Raw genomic sequence first — 18,692 nt, forward strand, 5'->3', positions numbered from 1 at the left:
CGCGGTGAAGGGGCCTCCCCCGTGGGGCGGAGGGCCGCCGCGCCGTCAGAGCTTGCGCGGTTCGTTGTTCTTGACCGGTTCGGGGATGTTGACGCCGGCGGGGATGAAGCCGCGATGTCCGGCGGCGGCAAGGGCCGCGAGGTGCATCCGGTACCGCTCCGGCGAGACGACCTTGGCGTTGAAGAGCATGCGGGAGTGGTCGACGCCGCACAGCTCCGCGCACTTGCCCCTGAAGGTGCCCTCCTCGCTGGGCGTCACCTCGAAGACGTTGACGTTGTGCCCGGGAAACACGTCCTGTTTCATCAGGAACGGCAGCACCCAGAAGGAGTGGATGACGTCCCGGGAGGTCAGGACGAAGCGGACCTTCTCCCCCTTCGGAAGCCAGAGCGTGGGACCGGGGTTGCCCGTCTGCAGGTTGCGCGAGCCGGGGATGCCGACGTCGTAGACGCCCTCCGCACCCGGCGGGAAGGCAGCGCTGTACCGGGCCGGGATCACCCTCAGGGCGGGGGCGGCCTTCGCGTCGCCGGTGCCGGCGCTGCCGTCCACGTCCTCGATGTAGTTGAAGCCCCAGCTCCACTGGAAGCCGACCACGTTGATGGTGTGGGCGGGCTTGGCGGAAAGGCTCAGGAGCTTCGCCTCGTCACGGGCGGTGAAGTAGAAGAGGACCGAGACGATGATCAGCGGGACCACGGTGTACAGGGCCTCGATGGGCATGTTGTACCGGGTCTGCGGAGGGATCTCGACCTTGGTCCTGGTGCGCCGGTGGAAGAGCACGGCCCAGAGGATCAGCCCCCACACGAGCAGCCCGACGACGAGCGCCGCCGCCCAGGAGCCCTGCCACAGGGACAGGATCCTGGGTGCTTCCTCCGTGGCCGGGTAGGGCATCCCCAGACGCGGGAAGTCCTGCCACGTGTACTCGCAGCCGGAAACGGTCGACAGGACGAGGGCCGCCAGGAGCGTCTGCCCCGCTCTCCGCCGCGTCGAGCCCCGTCGTGCGTCGCGGATCCAGCCCTTGCCATTCACGTAGTGCCTCCCGAAAGGTACGGACGTGCTGCGGCAGGGCCGCGGCGGGCAGGCGGGATCCCACCCTCCGGACGGCCCCGCCAACCGCAGCGCAGCGACCATTGTGGGGACGTGCGCGGCACACCGGCCCCGCGGACGAGCGGCGACGCGCCGCATCCCACCCGTTCGGCCCAGCGGCGCCCGAGGGGGGCCCGGCAGGCCGGAGGCCTTCGATGGCGCTCCTGACGGACACCGAACCGCCCGCCGTATGGTGATCGGCGGCACGCGGGACGGCCGGTGCTTGTGATGACCCGCCACATATGCCGCGTACTGGGGACTTCTACGTTGGCAACTGCCGTCATCCAGTGGGGAGCCGTCTCACGACCAGACAAGTCGACCTTCGGTGAACCGACAGACCGGTGAGCTCCCGTCGGCCATCCTCGTCAGCGTCTCCGCCACGGAGTCGAAATACTGGGCCATCGATTCGTACTCGCCCGTGACGGTGGGGTCACCCACGAACCACCTGCCGACGCGCCCGTCCCGCACATGTGGCAGATCCAGATTGTTCTGCAACAGCCACGTCCGCAGGTCCCCATGCAGGCAGATCCCCATCCGTTCCTCGGCTGCCGCGAGCATCTGCCCCGTAGCGGGCCCTGGCAGATCTGCGTGATCGGCCGGCGCGTGCTCCCGAACAAGAGTCATCACACGCAACCAACTCTCCGTCACACTCATCGCCCTCTGCCCTCGGTCCTCTCTCCAGGGATGTCTCCGTCCGCCGGACCAGGTTCCTCTTCTCCCGCGCGCTCGGGCCGGTCCACAGCGCGACGATCACCGCAGGATCCTCCTGCTCGGGAACACAGCCGCGGACGTAGTACGGCCCGGCGATGGGAGTGTCCGTGTCATGCCAGAGGGCTGCGGCGAGAGCACGCTGCGCGCGGGCCAGGCAGCCCTCTGAGCAGGTCAGTTCACCCATGACGGACATGTCGATCAGCCGGCAGCTCGTGATGCCGTGCAGCCGCGAGAAGATACGGAGGGGGTGGTTCCGGGGGCGGGAGGCAGCCATCGAGGGTTATGTGGGGGCGGCGCACACAAGATGGCCTGCGATTGTGATGGTCTGCCACATATCCCGCTGACCTGCGGACTTCTACGTTGTGGCGACACCGACGTCCCCGCAGACCCCTGGAAGTGGTGCACATGGTCTCCCCCGCAGCGAGCAGAACGAGCCCGTCCGGCATACGGAGAATCGTTGCCGCGAGTCTCATCGGGACCACCATTGAGTGGTACGACTTCTTCCTGTACGGCAGCGCCGCCGCCCTGGTGTTCAACAAGCTGTTCTTCCCCTCCACCGATCCCCTGACGGGCACTCTGATCGCCTTCATCACGTACGCGATCGGCTTCCTGGCCCGGCCGCTGGGCGGTGTGGTGTTCGGCCACTTCGGGGACCGGGTCGGGCGCAAGAAGCTGCTCGTGCTGAGCCTGCTGCTGATGGGCGGGGCCACGTTCGCGATGGGGCTGCTGCCCACGTACGCGAGCATCGGCGTCGGCGCGCCCGTGCTGCTGACCGTCCTGCGGCTGGTGCAGGGCTTCGCGCTCGGCGGCGAGTGGGGCGGCGCGGTGCTGATCGTGTCGGAGCACGGCGGCGACCGGCACCGCGGGTTCTGGGCGTCCTGGCCGCAGTCCGGTGCGCCCGGCGGGAACCTGCTGGCCACCGGCGTGCTCGCGCTGCTGGCCGCCGTGCAGTCGGACGCCGCGTTCCTCGCCTGGGGCTGGCGCGTGCCCTTCCTGCTCTCCGGCGTCCTCGTGATCGTCGGCCTGTGGATCCGCCTGACCGTCTCCGAATCCCCGGTCTTCCTCGCCGCTCAGGCCAGGGCCGAGGCGGACGCGGCACGCGGCGCCGGGCGCAAGGCCCCGGTGGTCGAGGTGCTGCGCCGCAGCCCGCGGCAGGTGCTGACCGCCATCGGCACCCGCTTCGGCGAGAACATCTCCTACTACGTCCTCACCTCCTTCCTGCTCGTCTACGTCACCACCCACCTCGGCCTTCCCAAGAGCACCGCCCTGAACGCCGTCCTGATCGGCTCGGCCCTGCACTTCGCCGCCATTCCCGCCTGGGGCGCGCTCTCGGACCGGATCGGCCGGCGGCCGGTGACGCTGATCGGCTCGGTGGGGATGGCCGGGTGGGCGTTCGCGTTCTTCGCGCTCGTCGACTCGAAGTCGTTCGCCGTCATCACCGCGGCCGTCACCGCCGGGCTGCTGCTGCACGGCGCCATGTACGGGCCGCAGGCCGCCTTCATCTCGGAGATGTTCGACACCGAGGTCCGCTACTCCGGTGCCTCGCTGGGCTCCCAGCTCGCCTCCATCGCCGCGGGCGCCCTCGCACCGATCATCGCCGTCGAACTCCTCAAGGACTACGGCTCGTCCGTCCCCGTCTCCCTCTACCTGTGCGCGGCTGCCGTCGTCACCACCGTCACCGTGGCCGTGGCCCGCGAGACCAGGGGCCGCGACCTGGCCGCCGCGCAGGCGGGGCCGCGTACGCCTGCGGGCGCCGCCGCCGACCCGGCCGCGTACGGGAGGACCGGACCGACCACCCCCGACCCGGCCTGAGCCGGCCCGGCCCGCCACGGGAGAATGCCGCCATGACCTCCGCGAAGGACCCCGACCCCGCGCCCGGCCCGGCGGCGGCCGCCCTGCGGGAACTGCTCGGCCTGCTGCGCCAGGGGGCGCCGGTCGAGCGGTTCACCGGGCTCGCACAGCAGGTGCGGGCGGCGGGCGCCGGGCCGGCCGAGCAGGCGCTGGTGGAGGAGGCCGCCCAGGTGGCGCTGGACATCCGGCGCACCCTGGACCAGCACCGGCGGCGCCAGGCCGAACTGACCGCCCTGTTCGACACGGCGGGCGACCTGGCCGCATTGCGCGATCCGGATGCGGTGCTGCGGGCCATCGTCCACCGGGCGCGCATGCTGCTGGGCACGGACGTGGCGTACCTGACCCTCAACGACCCCGCTGCCGGCGACACGTTCATGCGGGTCACCGACGGCTCGGTGTCCGCGGCCTTCCAGCAGCTGCGCCTCGGCATGGGGGAAGGGCTCGGCGGGCTGGTGGCCCAGACGGCCCGCCCGTACGCGACGGCCGACTACCGCACGGACGACCGCTTCCGGCACACCCTGGCCATCGACCACGGGGTGCGGGAGGAGGGGCTGCGGGGCATCCTCGGGGTGCCGCTGCGGGTCGGGACCCGGGTGATCGGGGTGCTGTACGCGGCCGATCGGGCGGTGCGGGACTTCGCGCCGGACGCGGTGGCCCTGCTGGCCTCCCTCGCCGACCACGCTGCCGTGGCCATCGACAGTGCCCGGCTGCTGGAGGAGACCCGGGCCGCGCTGGTCGAGCTGGGGGTGGCGACGGAGACGGCGCGGGCCCGCAGCGAGGCGCTGCGGCTCGCGGCCGAGACCCACGACCGCCTCACCCGGCTGGTGCTGCGCGGCGGGGACGTCGCGGACGTGGCGCGGGAGGTGGCGGGACTGCTCGGCGGCGGGCTGGCCGTGCACGACGCCGACGGGGCCGAGCTCGCCCGGGTCGCATCGGGAAGCGGATCCGCCGACCCGGGCCCGGCCGGTGTCCAGGACCTGCCGGCGGGCGGTCCGCCCGCCGGGGCGCTGGCCGCTTCGCGGGCCGGCGGGCGCGCCGTGGCGGTCGACGGGGTGTGGGTGTGCGCGGTCCTGGCCGGCCCCGAACTCCTCGGCAGCCTCACCCTCGGCGGGCGGCCCGACCTGTCCGACAGCGAGCGGCGGCTGTTCGAGCGGGCCGGGCTGGTGACGGCGCTGCTCCTCCTGCTGCGCCGGTCCATCGCCCACGCCGAGGACCGGGTCCGCGGGGAGCTGCTGGGCGACCTGCTGGCCGCGCCGGTGCCCGGCCGGATCCGCGACACCGGGAGCCAGACGCTGCGGGCCCGCAAGCTCGGCGTCGACCTCGGCCGCCCGCACGCCCTGGTCGTGCTGCACTGCGACGCCGCGCTGCGGTCCCGGCTGGCGGCCGAGGCGGCCCGGCACGCCCGCGCCCGCGACGGCCTGGCCGGGCTGTTCCAGGGGCGGGTGGTCCTCCTCGCCCCGGCGGGCAGCCCGGGCGCCCTCGCCCGCAGCCTGGCCGCCGACCTCGGGCAGGCCCTGGGCGCTCCGGTCACCGCGGGGTCCGCCGGTCCGGCCGCGGGGCCCGAGGAGCTCCCGGGCGTCTACGCGCAGGCGCTGCGCTGCCTGGAGGCCCTGCACGCCCTGGGCCGCACCGGGCACGGCGCCGGCCTGGCCGACCTGGGGTTCCTCGGAGTGCTGCTCGGCGACCGCGCGGACGTGGGCGCGTACGTGGACCGCGTACTGGGACCGGTCCTGGAGTACGACGCGCGGCGCGGCACGGAGCTGGTGCGCACCCTGGAGGCGTACTTCTCCGAGGGCGCGAGCCTGGCCCGCACCAAGGACGTCCTCCACGTGCACGTCAACACGGTGGTGCAGCGCCTGGACCGGATCGGGCGGATCCTGGGCGCGGACTGGAACACGCCCGAGGGCGCCCTGGAGATCCAGCTCGCACTGCGGATCCTGCGGGCGGGCCCGGCCCGCCCCGGCCGCGCCTTCCCGCCGGCCGCCGACGGGCCTCGCCAGAGCTGAGACCCCTCCGACGGGACGGAGACGGCGGCCTTCGGTCGCCCGCGCGCGGCGGCCCGGGCTCCGGTCGACACCGCCAGAGCGGAGCGGGATCCTGAGAGGGAATCGACGCGCTCCGGCGTCGTCCTCCCTGCGCCACCAGGCCATGGGAAGAGGGCCACGAGCCGGCGCACCCGTCGTGGGAGCCGCTGCCGGCCGGGCCGCCGCCGCGAAGGCCCGGTCGCCTGTGCCCCGGTGCAGGACCCCACCGCCGCCGGCGCCGCCGTGCTCGCGCCCCAGAGCTTCTGCACCTGACCCCCACTGGAGACAAGCCATGACCCGGCGCCCCCGTCTCGTCGCCCTCAGCCCGCTGATCGCCTGCTCGGTCGCCCTCTGTCCTTACGCTGCTGCGAACACCACGGCCGCCCCGCAGGCAAGGGGCGGCCCCTCCTGCACCGTGGAACCGTTCCCCGGCGCTGCCGATCACGTCAACGTGAAGGGGAGCGGATTCGGCGGGAAGGTCGTGGTCAAGGAGACGAGCGGCAAGAAGGAGGTCACGGTCGAGGCGAACGCGGAGGGAACGTTCGAGGCGGCGGCTCTCCCGGCGGGCTCCTACGCCGCCATCCCGATCGGGTCGCAGAGCCAGAGCTACCCCTGCACGCAGACCGGGGGCAAGACCAAGACCGAGGCAGACGACCCCAAGGCCGAGTACGACAAGGGCTTCCAGTTCGCCTTCCAGCAGATCAAGGCGAACTGCCAGGCCACCCCGCCCAAGACCACCGGGGAGGTCGACCCGAACTGGCAGAAGGGCTACGACAAGGGCGCCGAACTGGCGGCCAACACCTTCTGCAAGGGCCAGAGCGGCAATCCCAAGGCCGGCAAGAGCGCCGAATGGGTCAAGGGTTACGACCTCGCCTTCGGCAGGATCCAGGCGAACTGCCAGGCCACCCCGCCCAAGACCACCGGGCAGGTCGACCCCGAGTGGCAGGCGGGCTACGACAAGGGCGCCGAGGACGCGGCCGCGAAGTTCTGCACGCAGGCCCCGTAAGCAGGCCTGGGGGGCGCCGCGAACGGGCAGGGCCGGGCCCGGGACGCCGGCCGAGACGAGGGAGCCTAGGCGGCCCACTGCCCCAGGGTGAACGCGGCGCCGTTGCGGCGGACCTCCACCGCGCCCGTGCCGCCGAAGTGGGCGGGCACCACCAGCTCCCGTTCGTCGGCGGCCCGTTCGAGGACCCGGCGGCGGGTGGCTGCGGCGCCGGCGGGGTCCATGCAGAAGCAGCTGTTGCAGGAGGGGTCGAGGATCTGCACGGGGCTGTGGAGCATGTCCCCGACGAAGACGGCCCGTTCCCCGCCGGAGTCCAGGCGCAGCACGCAGGAGCCGGGGGTGTGCCCCGGGGCGGATTCGAGGGTGAGGTGCGCGTCGATGCGGTGGGCGCCGTCCCACAGTTCGGCCTGTCCGGCGCGGTGGACGGGGGCGATGCTGTCCTCGTAGATCAGCCGGTCGTCCTCGCGCAGCCCCTTGCCGTACGAGCCGGCCGGGCCGAAGTGGGCGTCGTCCGCGGCCGGGATCAGGTACCGGGCGTTGGGGAAGGCGGGCACCCACGCGCCGTCCGCGGCGACGGTGTTCCAGCCGACGTGGTCGCCGTGGATGTGGGTGTTGACGACGACGTCGACGTCCTCCGGGCGGACGCCCGCCCGGGCCAGGTCGGCGAGGAAGTCGCCCTGCCGGTGGTGGAACTGCGGCGTCCCCGGCCGTTCGCGCCCGCTGCCGACGCCGGTGTCGACCAGGACGGTCCGCCCGGCACTGCGGATCACCCAGCTCTGGAGGGCGAGGACGGCCAGGTCGCGCTCCGGCTCCCAGTGGTCCGGCGCCAGCCGGTCCTCGTTGTCCCGCCACAGGTGCGGGTCCGCCTGCGGTACCAGGTCGGGGGCGGGCACGAACGGCCCCTGCCACTCGACGACCTTGATGATCTCGACATCGCCCAGGACGATGCTCTGCGTGTTCTCGTTGGTCACGCCGTCCACGCTAGGAGCCGCAGCTGAGGTGCTCAATGCCCGTACGGCTCAATCGGATACGCGGGCGTCTCACTCCTGACGGCACCGGATACGCTGGACGGGTGGACGTGGTGAGCGATGCCATTGCGGCGGTGCGGGTCGGGCAGCCGTCCTCGCAGCGGGTACGGGTCCGCGGGAGCTGGTGCACACGCTTCGCGCCGTACGAGGGGGCCGGCTTCCACGTCGTACTGGAAGGCAGTTGCTGGATGCTGCCGGAGGGCGGCGCGCCGGTGTCCCTGGGTGCGGGCGACGCGGTCCTGCTGCCGCACGGTACGGGGCACGTGATGGCCGACTCCCCCGCCGACGCGGCGGCGGTGGCGCGGGCGGTGCCGTTCGAGGCGCAGGCCATCGGTGGGCCGGCGGCGGAAGGGGCACCGGACGGGCCCTGCGGGGCCGAGCCGGGCGGCGCCGCTCCGGGCAGCAGCGTGGAGCTGCTCTGCGGCAAGTACCGGCTCGACCGCAGCCGCGCCCACCCGCTGATGCGGGAGCTGCCTCCGGTCGTCCACCTGCCCCACCGCGTGGGCCGCCATCCCGAACTGCGGGCTGCGATCGACCTGCTGGGCGGAGAGCTGGGGGCCGCACGGCCCGGTTCGGCCATGGCCGTCCCGAGCCTGCTCGACCTGCTGCTCGTCTACATGGTCCGCTCCTGGATGGCCGAGGACGCGGCCGGGGCCTGGTCCGCGGCGCTGGGCGACCCCGTGGCGGCCGCCGCACTGCGGGTGCTGCACGCGGATCCGGCCGCGCCGTGGACCAACGCGCGCCTGGCGGCGGAGGCCGGGGTGTCACGGGCCACGCTGGCACGCCGGTTCGGCGCCCTGGTCGGGCGGCCGCCGATGGCGTACCTCGCGTGGTGGCGGCTGACGTACGCCGCCACCTTGCTCCGCGACACCGCCGACCCCCTGGCGGCGATCGCGCGGCGGGTCGGCTACGGCACCCCGTACGCCTTCTCGCACGCGTTCAACCGGGAGTTCGGGACCACCCCGGGCCGCTACCGGGCCCGGGTGGCACGGCTCGCCTGAGGCGGGGGCGCGCCTCAGCGGCGGACCGGGCACTCCTTCCACTGGAAGTGGTAGACGGTGTTGATGCTGCCGTCCGTGGAGTCGACGGCCATGTAGCTGGTCTCGCTGCTGTCGGAGGTGCCGGCCTCGGCGCGCAGTTCGGTGTTGATGTTGAAGTTGCGCTTTTCGCCGCAGGGGGCGAAGACGAGGGCCTGGATGCCGGTGGTGTCGGTGACCTGCCAGTTGTCCTGGAGGGCGCCGTGGAACTGGTGGGTCCGGGAGGCGGTCTGGCTCATGCCCTGGAAGTAGTAGCTGGCCTTCTGCGTGCCGATCGCGCCGTTGGCGAGGCTGCCGTAGCCGCGGTAGTCGACCTTCGACACCGCGTAGGTGAAGCCCTGCGGGACGTTCACGACGAGGGAGAGGAGGCAGTTCTTGCGGCCTTCGGTCACGGGGATGCCGGGACCGGCCTGGGCCAGGTAGTCGCTGTAGGTGACGGTGAAGGCCGAGTTGTCCTGGGAGACGGCGACGGCGGCGGTCCCGGGCCGGCAGCCCGAGCCGTTGACCGTGGCGACGTCGACGGTCACCTTGCCGGCGGGTGGGGCCGTGGGGGCGGCGGCTCCGGCCGAGGGCGAGAGCGCCAGCAGGCTTCCGGCGACGGCGACGGCGGTCAGTGCGGTGCGAAGTGGCTTGGTCACGAGCCCATGGATAGCCGCGGGGCGCGGCCGCCGATCACGGGCGGGCACGCGGGCTCACCCGGTCGGGCGGCCCGGTTCACCGCAGAATCGTTTCTGCATCGCGGATCCCACGTCCGAACGGCCCTACTGCGCACCCGATCCGGTACCCCCGCCGAGCCTTTTCGGGCTTTTTGTCCGATTCGCCTAGGCTGTGCGGCCTCGAATGAGGGAGGACGCTCATGGCCGGTCGGTTCGCGCGGCGGTCCGCCGTGCTCTGCGCTGCTGCGGCCCTGACCGCACTGGCGGCAGCGGCACCTCCGGCCGCGTCCCTCACGGCGCATGACCCGTCCGGCGCCCACCACGGCGGCTCCGGCGTCTCCAGCCTCTCCGGCCCCTTCAGCCTTCCGGGCCTTCCGGGCCTCCCCGGCTCCTTGGACCCCTCCAACCCCTCCGGCCCCCTCGGCGCGGCCGCCCCGCACGCGCCGGTCGCACCGGACGCCGCCGAGGCCGCCGTCCTCGGCGCGGAGCACGCCCGGGCCCACGCCCAGCGGCGGCAGGCGGCCGCCGGCGCCGAGGAGTACCCGCAGGCCAAGCGCACCGCCGGCCTGGCCGCCCTGGCGGACTCGCAGCGCAAGGCCAACGCGCCCTTCGCGGCGGCGCGGTCCGGCCGGTTCACGGAGTTCTTCCCCTCCCCCGACTTCGGCGTGCACGCCGCCCTGCTGCCCACCGGCAAGGTGCTGCTCTTCTCCTTCGAGCGGGTGGAGGTCAACCCCACCAAGGAGACCGGCCCCACCGACCGGATCGGCCGGACCAACGCGGGCCGCGCCTACCTGTGGGACCCGGCCCGCGGCACCGGAGCGCGGGCGTTCACGAAGGTGGAGCCGCCGACCGTCCTGATGCCGGACGGCACCTACGCCCCGCGCCCGGCGCCGTTCTTCTGCGCGGGGCACGCCTATCTCCCCAACGGGATGGTCGGGGTGTTCGGCGGCAACACGGGAGGCAAGGGCGGCAGCGGCGCCAAGCTGTCGTTCGTCTTCGACCCGTGGACCGAGACCTGGTTCCGCAACCAGGACATGTCCGTCGGCCGCTGGTACCCGTCGGTGGTGACGGGCGCGGACGGCCGGCAGATCATCATGTCCGGCCAGTCCGAGCGCGGTACGGGCACCCCGACCCCGGTCGTGGAGCGCTTCCCCGCGCTGCGCCATCCCGTGCCCTGGCGTCCGTACGACATCCCGGTCGGGCTGGCGGCGGAGCGGCTGCGGTCGGACGCCCCGTTCCGCAACGACTACCCGCACCTGTTCTCGCTGCGCGACGGCCTGGTCTACGGGCTGGGCCGGGACGCCGACCAGCAGTGGCGGTTCGACCCGGTCAAGGAGACCCGGACCGACCTGCCCCGGCGGCCGGCGGACTTCCGCGGGTACGGCTCGGCGGTGCCGCTGCCGGCCGGGCTGCGCGGCCCCGACTCCGTACTGGTGCTGGGCGGCGATCCGAAGGACCCGAACACCTACCGGCTGGCGGGCGGCCACTGGACCACCGAGGAGCCGCGGGCGTTCGGGCGCACGCAGGACGACACGCTGATCCTGCCGGACGGCACGCTCATGACGGTCAACGGAGCCCTGGACACCCGGGATTACGGGTACGGGCCGTTCAATCCGCGGGCGGACCTGAAGTACCGGCAGATCGAGCTGCGCGACGCGCAGGGCCACTGGCACCTCGGGCCGGCGCAGCGGCTGCCGCGCGGCTACCACTCCAACGCCCTGGTGCTGCCGGACGGGCGGGTGCTGGTCACCGGCGACGAGCTCCAGCAGATCGCCAACGACCCCGACATCCGGGACGGCATGGACGGGAGCATCGAGCTCTACGAGCCGGCGTACCTGCACCGGGGCGCCGGCCGGCCCGCGCTGGACCGCGTGCCGGCGGGCGAGCTCGCGTACGGGGCGGACTTCGAGGCGGTGAGCTCGACCGCGGCCTCGGTGGCCCGGGCGGTGCTGCTGGCACCGACCACCGTCACGCATGCGGTGAACACCAGTCAGCGGCACCTGGAGCTGGCCGTCACGGGGGTGCACGGCAGCACCGTGGGGCTGCGAACGCCGCCGAGTGCAGCCGATGCCCCGCCCGGCTATTACATGCTGTTCCTGCTGGACGCAAAGGGAGTCCCGAGCACCGCGCAGTGGGTGAAGCTCGGCCGGAGGTGACGGTCCGGCGGAAGGTCTGCGGTGCGGGCCCGGCCCCGGCGGGCATCTTCCTGCGGCGGAGCAAAGGATTCCTCACAGCTCGTGACAGAAGCAATTCGGCTGGTGATCTTTAGATGAATCCCTGACTGAATTACCGTCAACAAGCCTTCCGCGCTTATTTCGATTTGATAACGAGATGGCCCAAAAGGCCTGGACCATTGCGCCCCTACGCGCGTAACTCCCCTCCTCTCAAAGGGAGTTGACTGTTCATCAAATCGAACGTCGAGGTAACAGTCAGATATCTCGAAGCCCATTCCCGTTTGTCCGAATTCTCCACCGCGCCCGTCTGGCAGCCTTCTGCGCACCCACTCCTCCGACCAAGGATTTGAGGTGCGCATGACGGGACACCGTCGAAGGAAGCGTGAACACCGGCGCAGACCGCGCCGCCTGATACTCATCACCGCCGCCATGGCATCGGCGGCGGTGATAGCCGGGGGCATTGCCTACTCCGGACTCGGCGACAACGCCCAGGCCGGGACCACCGTCCAGGCCGACGGGGCCGCGGAGGCCACGCCGGCCGCCGCACCGGCCCGTGACGCCGAGCCCGCGCCCATCACCGGCGAGCCGGCCAACGACGCCGCGCGCGGCATGGTCTACGACGGCCTCAAGGCCGCGCCCAAGGGCGACAAGTGCGTGGGTGTCTACCGCACGGAGGCCGGGCTGTGCAGCCACGGCCCCGACGCCCCGCCGAAGGACGTCGACATCAAGGCCGACGTCGCCCCCGCCGTGAAGACCAAGGCCGTGGCGGCCGATCCGGCCCGCCCCGAGTCCGGCGAAGCGGCTGCCGCGGAAGGCAGCGGGCGTCCTCAGGACGCGCCCGCCGCCGACGCGAGCTCCGCCAAGGCCGCCCCCTCCGCAGCTCCGGCCCCGCAGCCTTCGGGCAACGGCAGCCAGGCCGTGGCCGCAGGGCCCGCCGGGCAGACCGTCCAGTGCGACGGCGACGGCAGCAGCGGCAACCGCGTCCAGGTCGTGTACGTCCACGGCCCCGACCGCGACCGCTACTCCGAGTACTTCGCCTCGTTCCGCAAGTGGGCGGCCGACGCCGACCTGATCTACTCCACGAGCGCCGAGGAGACCGGCGGCGTCCGGCACATCCGGTTCGTGACGGCCTCCGACTGCACGCCGACCGTGCTCAACATCGAGCTCCCGGCCTCCGCCCTCTCCGAGTTCAGCGCCACCAACAACGCGCTGGCCGCCAAGGGCCTCGACCGCCGCGACCGCAAGTACATGATCTTCGCGGACACGCAGGTCTACTGCGGCATCGGCACCTTCGCCGGCGACGAGCGGCCGGGCCAGAACAACCTGAGCAACTTCGGCCCCTCCTACGGGCGTACGGACTCCGGCTGCTGGGGCGGCCACACCGCCGCGCACGAACTGGGCCACAACCTGGGTGCGGTGAACAACAGCGCTCCCAACACCAGCCGCGGCGCGCACTGCACCGACGAGTGGGACGTCATGTGCTACTCGGACACCCCGTACTACCCGCAGATGCGCAACGTCTGCACCAACCAGGCGTCCGAGAACATCCTGGACTGCAACCACGACGACTACTTCCACACCAGCCCCAAGCCGGGCAGCTACCTGGCCACGCACTGGAACATCGCGGACAACCAGTTCCTGATGAAGGGCAAGGGCGGCAACACCACCGACCCGAGCCCGAACCCGAAGCCGACCCAGAAGCCCACCCCGACCCCGACGCCGACCAAGAATCCGACCGGCGGACCGAACGTGACGGCCGGTCAGATCCAGTCGACCTCGGTCGTGGTGAGCTGGCCCAAGGTGGACGGCGCGGTCTGGTACCAGGTCCTGCTCAACGGCAAGCACCTGACGTGGGTCCAGTCGCAGGCCCTGCGCATCTACAACCTGCAGCCGGGCACCGAGTACAAGGTCGCCGTCTCGGTGCGCGACGCCGCGGGCCGTGACACCGGCGCCGGCAAGGCCACCGTGTTCAAGACGACGGGTGCGGGCGGCGGCACCACCACCCCCGGCGCCCGCTACACCCTCGGCAACGGCAGCACCGGCATGTCCGCCGAGCTGTGGGGCGGCCGCAGCGCCGACGGCACCGTGCTCGTCGGAGCGCGCGCCAACGGCTACGCCCAGCAGCAGTGGCTGTTCGAGGACGCGGGCAGCGGCCTGGTCCGGATCAAGTCCGCCGTCTCCGGCAAGTGCCTGCAGACGGGCGGCGCCCCGGCGCCGGGCATGTGGATCGCCCAGCAGCCCTGCGGCAGCGCCTCCACCCAGCAGTGGAAGCTGAAGAGCAGCGGCAGCGCCACCACCGTGACGGACCCGAGCGGCGGCTACGCCCTCACCGTGAGCAGCCGCCCGTACTACGGCGACTGGCTCCTGGACCTGCAGCGCGCCGACGGCCGCGCGACCCAGGTCTGGACGGTCCAGAAGGTCGGCTGACCTCCCCCCGGCCGGCCTTCTGCCGGCGGACGGCCGTCCCCCTATGCGGCCGTCCGCCGGCTCCTTCGCCTTCCCCCTTCCCGGCCTTCTCCTCGGCCTTCCCGCCTCTCCTCACCTTCGCCACACCGCAAGAACCTGCACCGCGCTGCGCCGGGCCGCTGCCCGACGCGCAGCGCCTCGCATCCCACCGCACAGGGAGCACCACAACGATGCGTACGCGCCACGCCTTCCCCGTCCGCCGCGCCGGACTCGGCGTCCTGTTCCTCGTCCTCGGCCAGGCCCTGGCCGCGCCGACCGCGGCCCACGCGCACGGCGACACCGTCAAGGTCGTGATCACCGGGCAGCGCGAGGGCCACCTCACCACCGACATCACCTGGGAGAACGACGGGGACGCCATCGAGGAGGCGGTCGCGGCCACCGTGGACGCGACCAGCCCGGACGGCGCCCGGACGCTGGGTCCCTGGAAGCTGGTCCGGGACAACGGCTCGCGCATCGGGTGGAGCACCGCCGAGGTCCTTCCGGCCGGCACCTGGAAGGTCTCCGTCCACGTCGGTTTCCCCTCGCTCGGCCACGCCGAGCGCGAGGTCTCCGTACCGGTGGTGGACCCGGCTCCCGGCACCTCCCCGAGCGGCGCGCCGGCCTCCCCCGCCCCGGGCGGATCCACCGCCCCGCCGGCGCCGTCGGTCGCGGCCCCCGCGCAGCAGTCCCCCGCGCCGCAGTCCCCGGCCCCCGCCGCCTCCGCGGCCGCCGAGGGCAGCGACAGCACGGTGTGGTGGACGACGGCGGGTGTGGCCGTGATCGCCGTGGCGGGCGCCGCCGTCGGCGTGCTGCTGCGCCGCGCCCGGGCCCGCAGGCGCTGATCCTGCGACCTGACAGCGAAACGGCCGCGCTTTGACACCCCTGAGCGCGGTGCCGTTCATTCGGTGCATGGACATCACCACAGCCGCCGTACGCTCCACCGCTCGGGTGGTCCGCCCCTTCCACACCTACGAGGGCGAGGGCTTCCCCGTCCGCCGCCCCTTCCCCCAGCCCGAACTGCCCCTGGTCGACCCGTTCCTGATGGTCGACCAGGTCGGCCCGCACGTCCTCGGACCGGGCGAGGCCAAGGGCGCGCCGCCGCACCCCCACCGGGGCTTCGAGACCATCCAGTACGTCATCGAGGGCGCCATGGAGGACATCGACTCCGCGGGGCACAAGCGGGTCATGAACCCGGGCGAGGTCCAGTGGCTGACCGCCGGCTCGGGCCTCGTCCACCTCGCCCGACCGACCCCGGAACTGCTCGCCGAGGGCGGCCCGCAGCACCTGCTGCAGATCTGGCTGAACCTGCCGGCCCGGCTCAAGGCGACACCGCCGCGCGTGCAGTACGGAGCCGCGCCCGGCGCGATCCCCACCGTCGCCACCGAGGACGGCGGCGCCGAGCTGACCGTGATCGCGGGGTCGACGCACGGGGTGAGCGGCCCCTTCGACACCCACACCCCGGTGCTCGTCGTGCACGCCCGCCTGCGGGCCGGCGGCCGCGCCGAGTTCGGCGTCCCGGCCGGGCACAACGCCATGCTGTACGTCCTGTCCGGAACCGCGGCCACACCCGACGCCGAGCTGCCCGACGGCCACCTGGCCATCCTCGCCCGGGACGGGGAGCGGTTCGCCGTGTCGGCACCGGAGGCGGCGGCCGAGGTGCTGGTCCTGGCGGGCGAGCCGCTCCGCGAGCCGGTGGCGCGCAGCGGCCCGTTCGTCATGAACACCGCGGCCCAGATCCGCCAGGCGCAGATGGACTACCAGCGCGGCCTGATGGGCCACATCGACATCTGAGAAGGACCTGAGCGGTCCGAGGGATCCGTGGGATCCGTGGGATCAGAGCGATCCGAGTGATCCGTGGGGTCCGAGGGCCCCCGGACCAGCACCGTGCGGCCGCCCGGGGCGCGGCCCGGACGAACGGAAATTGCGGTGCACGGGCGATTCGCCCCACCTAGGCTGCCGGGATGAGTTCCCGCACCTTCCGCATCACCGTCCGCGGCTCCTTCGACGGCCTGACCGCCGGCCAGCGGGCCGAGCTGCTCGCCGCCGCACCCGAGCACGACATGCTCCGGGCCGCCTTCACCCCCGAGGGCCACCTGACGTACGACATCGCCGCGCGCCCCTTCTTCACCTTCCGCTTCCTCGACGGGGGCGAGGCCGAGGAGGACATCCTCGAGGCCACGGCCCGGGCCGAGCTCGCGGCCGAGAGCTGGCTGAGCGAGCGCGGCTACGGCTTCAAGGGCCTCAAGTCCCAGGCGCAGGACCTCTCCCTGGCCCCCCTGGCGAAGCGGCAGCGCCAGGCGGCCGCCCGCGGCGGCGCCTGACGTGGCGGAGCACCACGACGCGACGAGGGCGGCCTACGACGGCGTCGTCGAGCTGTACGCCTCGTTGTTCGCCGACCGGCTGGAAACGCGGCCGTTCGCGCGGGCCATGGTCGCCGCCTTCGCCGAGCTGGTGCGGGCGTCGGGGAACCCCCTGACGGCCGACGTGGGGTGCGGGCCCGGCCATCTGACGGCCATGCTGGGCGATCTGGGGCTGGACGCCTTCGGGCTCGACCTCTCCCCCGCCATGGTCGAGCACGCCCGGCGGGCCCATCCGGCGCTGCGGTTCGACGAGGCGCGGATGGAGGCCCTTCCGGTCGAGGACCGGGCGCTCGGCGGGGTGCTGGCCCACTACTCGATGATCCATACCCCGCCCGCGGAACTGCCCGCGCTGCTCGCCGAGCAGGTGCGCGTACTGGCGCCCGGGGGCCTGCTCCTGGTCTCGTTCTTCGCGACCGACGGGGCCGAGCCGGTCCGCTTCGACCACAAGGTGACGCCCGCCTACAGCTGGCCGGTGGACCGGTTCGCCGCGCTGCTGGCCGCGGCCGGGCTCGTCCCGTTCGCCCGGCTGCTCCACGACCCGGCCTCCGAGCGGGGCTTCCTCGATGCCCACGTGCTGGCCCGCTTCGAGGGATGACCCGCGCATGGCACGACGGTCAGACGGTCCCGTGCGGTCGCGCCGCCACGGTCGAGGGGACGGCATCCGCGAACGGTGCCGTCCCCCCGACCGTGGCGGAGCTTGCCGTTCGGCCCTCAGACCCGTTCGGCCACCTTGGCGTCCGTCGCGGCGGCGGGCTTGGCGACCTCGACGGTGCGCGGCCCGTGCTGGCCGCGCAGGCCCAGCCAGCCGATGAGCGCGACCAGGGCGAAGGCCGCGGCCCCGATCCAGAAGGTGAGGGTGAAGCCGGACTCGGCGGGCAGCGGCGGCACGCCGGCGGGCAGGTGCCCGATCGTCTTCGACGCGAGGATCGTGGTGACGATCGCACTGCCGATCGCGCTGCCCGTGGAGCGGGAGATGGAGTTGATGCCGTTGGCGATGCCGCTCTGGTGGGGAGGGACGCTCGCCATGATGACGGCGGGCATGGCCGCGTAGCCGAAGCTGACGGAGGCGCCGACGACGATGCCGGCGCCGATCACCGAGGCGGTGTGGCCGTGGTCGAGGGCGAGCCAGCCGAAGCCGAGGGCGCCGAGGGCGGAGGCGAGGCCCAGGGCCGTGCGCGGGCCGCGGTGGCGAACCAGCTGGCCGCCGATGGGCGAGGCGAGCAGCGAGACGATCGCGCCGGGCAGCAGGAACTCCACGGAGGCGCGCAGGATGGAGGCGCCGAAGCCGTAGCCGGTGAGCTTCTCGGGCATCTGGACGAGGTAGGAGACGCCCAGGAAGTTCGCGAACATGCCGAACCCGACGAGGATGCCGGCCAGGTTGGCCATGAGCACCGGGCGGTGGACGAACATCCGCATGTCGACGAGCGGCTCGCTGACCTTGAGCTCGGTGAACACCCAGACGACGGTCATGACGGCGGCGCCGGCGAAGCTGCCCAGGGTCCGGCCGGAGGTCCAGCCCCACTCGTGGCCCTGGGAGATGGGCAGCAGGAGCAGCAGGAGGGTGGCGCCGAGGGTCAGGGCGCCCAGGAAGTCGGTGCGGCCGCCGGTCTTGTGGCGGGTCGCGGGGACCAGGAAGGCCACGGCGAGCAGGGCGACGGTGGCGAAGCCGGTCGCCATCCAGAAGGCGTTGCGGTAGTCGGCGCCGTCGCCGGAGGTGAGCAGGCCGGTGGCGACGAGGGCGAGGCCGCTGCCGAAGGCGAGGGTGCCGCTGACCAGGGCCATGGCACCGGGCAGCTTCTGCGGCCGGACCTCCTCGCGCAGGACGGAGAGGGCGAGCGGGAAGATCGCGGTGGCGGCGCCCTGGAGCACGCGGCCGAGGATCAGCAGCGGGAGCGAGCTCGCCACGGCGGCGATCACCGAGCCCGCCACCATGACGCCGAGGACGGCCACGAGCGTGGGCTTCTTGCCGTGCTGGTCGCCGAAGCGGCCGAGGAGCGGGGTGAAGACGGCGGCGGAGAGCAGCGTGGCGGTCGTCACCCAGCTCACGTTGGCGGTCGAGGTGCCGAGGTCGGAGCGGATGAGGCCCAGGATCGGGACCGGCAGGGTCTGCATCATCGACACGACCATGGCGGCAAGGCTCAGGGCGAAGACGATGACCGTCTCGTTCCGGGTCTTCGCCTCGGTGGGGGCGGGGGCGGCGGGGGCGGTGCTCATGTCCGGGAGGAACCTTCTCACTGCTTCAGGTCGCAGATGTTTCATGTCATCAAGTACTTCGACGACACTAGAGGCAGATACTTAAGGTGGTCAAGTAAACAATTGATAA

At 73.0% G+C, this 18,692-nt stretch carries 15 protein-coding genes; 10 read left to right on the top strand and 5 right to left on the bottom strand.

All coding sequences use genetic code 11. The features are described 5' to 3' along the window. Positions 1 to 45 precede the first annotated feature (45 nt). Both AB0953_RS26340 and AB0953_RS26345 read right to left on the bottom strand, forming a co-directional pair. On the bottom strand, positions 46 to 1,023 hold the full coding sequence (locus tag AB0953_RS26340) for a cytochrome c oxidase subunit II (RefSeq protein ID WP_366862038.1): 978 nt from the start codon (positions 1,021 to 1,023) through the stop codon (positions 46 to 48). A 357-nt stretch (positions 1,024 to 1,380) separates the two neighbouring features. Then, positions 1,381 to 1,734: a hypothetical protein gene (locus tag AB0953_RS26345; protein WP_366862039.1), complete on the bottom strand. Its 354-nt coding sequence runs from the start codon at positions 1,732 to 1,734 to the stop codon at positions 1,381 to 1,383. 462 nt (positions 1,735 to 2,196) lie between these two features. Between AB0953_RS26345 and AB0953_RS26350 the strand changes: the two genes are divergently transcribed. The 3 genes from AB0953_RS26350 (at position 2,197) to AB0953_RS26360 (ending at position 6,672) form a co-directional block, all read left to right on the top strand. Continuing rightward, on the top strand, positions 2,197 to 3,603 hold the full coding sequence (locus AB0953_RS26350) for an MFS transporter (protein WP_366862040.1): 1,407 nt from the start codon (positions 2,197 to 2,199) through the stop codon (positions 3,601 to 3,603). A 32-nt stretch (positions 3,604 to 3,635) separates the two neighbouring features. Beyond that, positions 3,636 to 5,648 carry a GAF domain-containing protein gene (locus AB0953_RS26355; RefSeq protein ID WP_366862041.1) on the top strand — a complete coding sequence of 671 codons (2,013 nt, stop codon included), beginning with the start codon at positions 3,636 to 3,638 and terminating at the stop codon, positions 5,646 to 5,648. Between the two features lie 310 nt (positions 5,649 to 5,958). Continuing rightward, positions 5,959 to 6,672: a hypothetical protein gene (locus AB0953_RS26360; RefSeq protein ID WP_366862042.1), complete on the top strand. Its 714-nt coding sequence runs from the start codon at positions 5,959 to 5,961 to the stop codon at positions 6,670 to 6,672. A gap of 65 nt (positions 6,673 to 6,737) precedes the next feature. Here the strand turns inward: AB0953_RS26360 and AB0953_RS26365 are convergent, their stop codons facing one another. Then, positions 6,738 to 7,640, bottom strand: coding sequence for an MBL fold metallo-hydrolase (locus AB0953_RS26365; protein ID WP_366862043.1), 903 nt, complete (start codon positions 7,638 to 7,640; stop codon positions 6,738 to 6,740). 101 nt (positions 7,641 to 7,741) lie between these two features. On the opposite strand from AB0953_RS26365, the gene AB0953_RS26370 reads away from it, so the two are divergent. Beyond that, on the top strand, positions 7,742 to 8,698 hold the full coding sequence (locus tag AB0953_RS26370) for an AraC family transcriptional regulator (protein WP_366862044.1): 957 nt from the start codon (positions 7,742 to 7,744) through the stop codon (positions 8,696 to 8,698). 14 nt (positions 8,699 to 8,712) lie between these two features. On the opposite strand, the gene AB0953_RS26375 is transcribed toward AB0953_RS26370, so the two are convergent. After that, the gene (locus AB0953_RS26375) at positions 8,713 to 9,372 is read right to left on the bottom strand and encodes a DUF4360 domain-containing protein (protein ID WP_366862045.1); all 660 of its coding nucleotides are present in this window, start codon (positions 9,370 to 9,372) and stop codon (positions 8,713 to 8,715) included. Positions 9,373 to 9,590: 218 nt separating this feature from the next. Between AB0953_RS26375 and AB0953_RS26380 the strand changes: the two genes are divergently transcribed. The 6 genes from AB0953_RS26380 to AB0953_RS26405 all read left to right on the top strand — a co-directional run bounded on the left by AB0953_RS26380 (position 9,591) and on the right by AB0953_RS26405 (position 16,964). After that, positions 9,591 to 11,546 (top strand): galactose oxidase-like domain-containing protein, encoded by a 1,956-nt coding sequence (locus AB0953_RS26380; RefSeq protein ID WP_366862046.1) that lies wholly within the window; start codon positions 9,591 to 9,593, stop codon positions 11,544 to 11,546. A gap of 447 nt (positions 11,547 to 11,993) precedes the next feature. Beyond that, positions 11,994 to 13,991, top strand: a complete 1,998-nt coding sequence (locus AB0953_RS26385) for an RICIN domain-containing protein (RefSeq protein ID WP_366862047.1) — start codon at positions 11,994 to 11,996, stop codon at positions 13,989 to 13,991. A 209-nt stretch (positions 13,992 to 14,200) separates the two neighbouring features. Further along, a complete protein-coding gene (locus AB0953_RS26390; RefSeq protein WP_366862048.1) occupies positions 14,201 to 14,851 on the top strand; it encodes a hypothetical protein in 651 nt (216 codons plus the stop codon). 67 nt (positions 14,852 to 14,918) lie between these two features. Further along, positions 14,919 to 15,800: a pirin family protein gene (locus tag AB0953_RS26395; protein ID WP_366862049.1), complete on the top strand. Its 882-nt coding sequence runs from the start codon at positions 14,919 to 14,921 to the stop codon at positions 15,798 to 15,800. A gap of 170 nt (positions 15,801 to 15,970) precedes the next feature. Beyond that, complete coding sequence (locus AB0953_RS26400; RefSeq protein ID WP_366862050.1) at positions 15,971 to 16,330, top strand: DUF6204 family protein; 360 nt, start codon at positions 15,971 to 15,973, stop codon at positions 16,328 to 16,330. Between the two features lies 1 nt (position 16,331). Further along, positions 16,332 to 16,964 (top strand): class I SAM-dependent methyltransferase, encoded by a 633-nt coding sequence (locus AB0953_RS26405; protein ID WP_366862051.1) that lies wholly within the window; start codon positions 16,332 to 16,334, stop codon positions 16,962 to 16,964. 116 nt (positions 16,965 to 17,080) lie between these two features. Here AB0953_RS26405 and AB0953_RS26410 read toward each other — a convergent pair whose 3' ends face one another. Beyond that, a complete protein-coding gene (locus AB0953_RS26410) occupies positions 17,081 to 18,583 on the bottom strand; it encodes an MFS transporter (RefSeq protein WP_366862052.1) in 1,503 nt (500 codons plus the stop codon). Positions 18,584 to 18,692 lie beyond the last annotated feature (109 nt).

It is taken from the genome of Streptomyces sp. NPDC046866 (assembly GCF_040704625.1).
GTDB lineage: Bacteria > Actinomycetota > Actinomycetes > Streptomycetales > Streptomycetaceae > Streptomyces.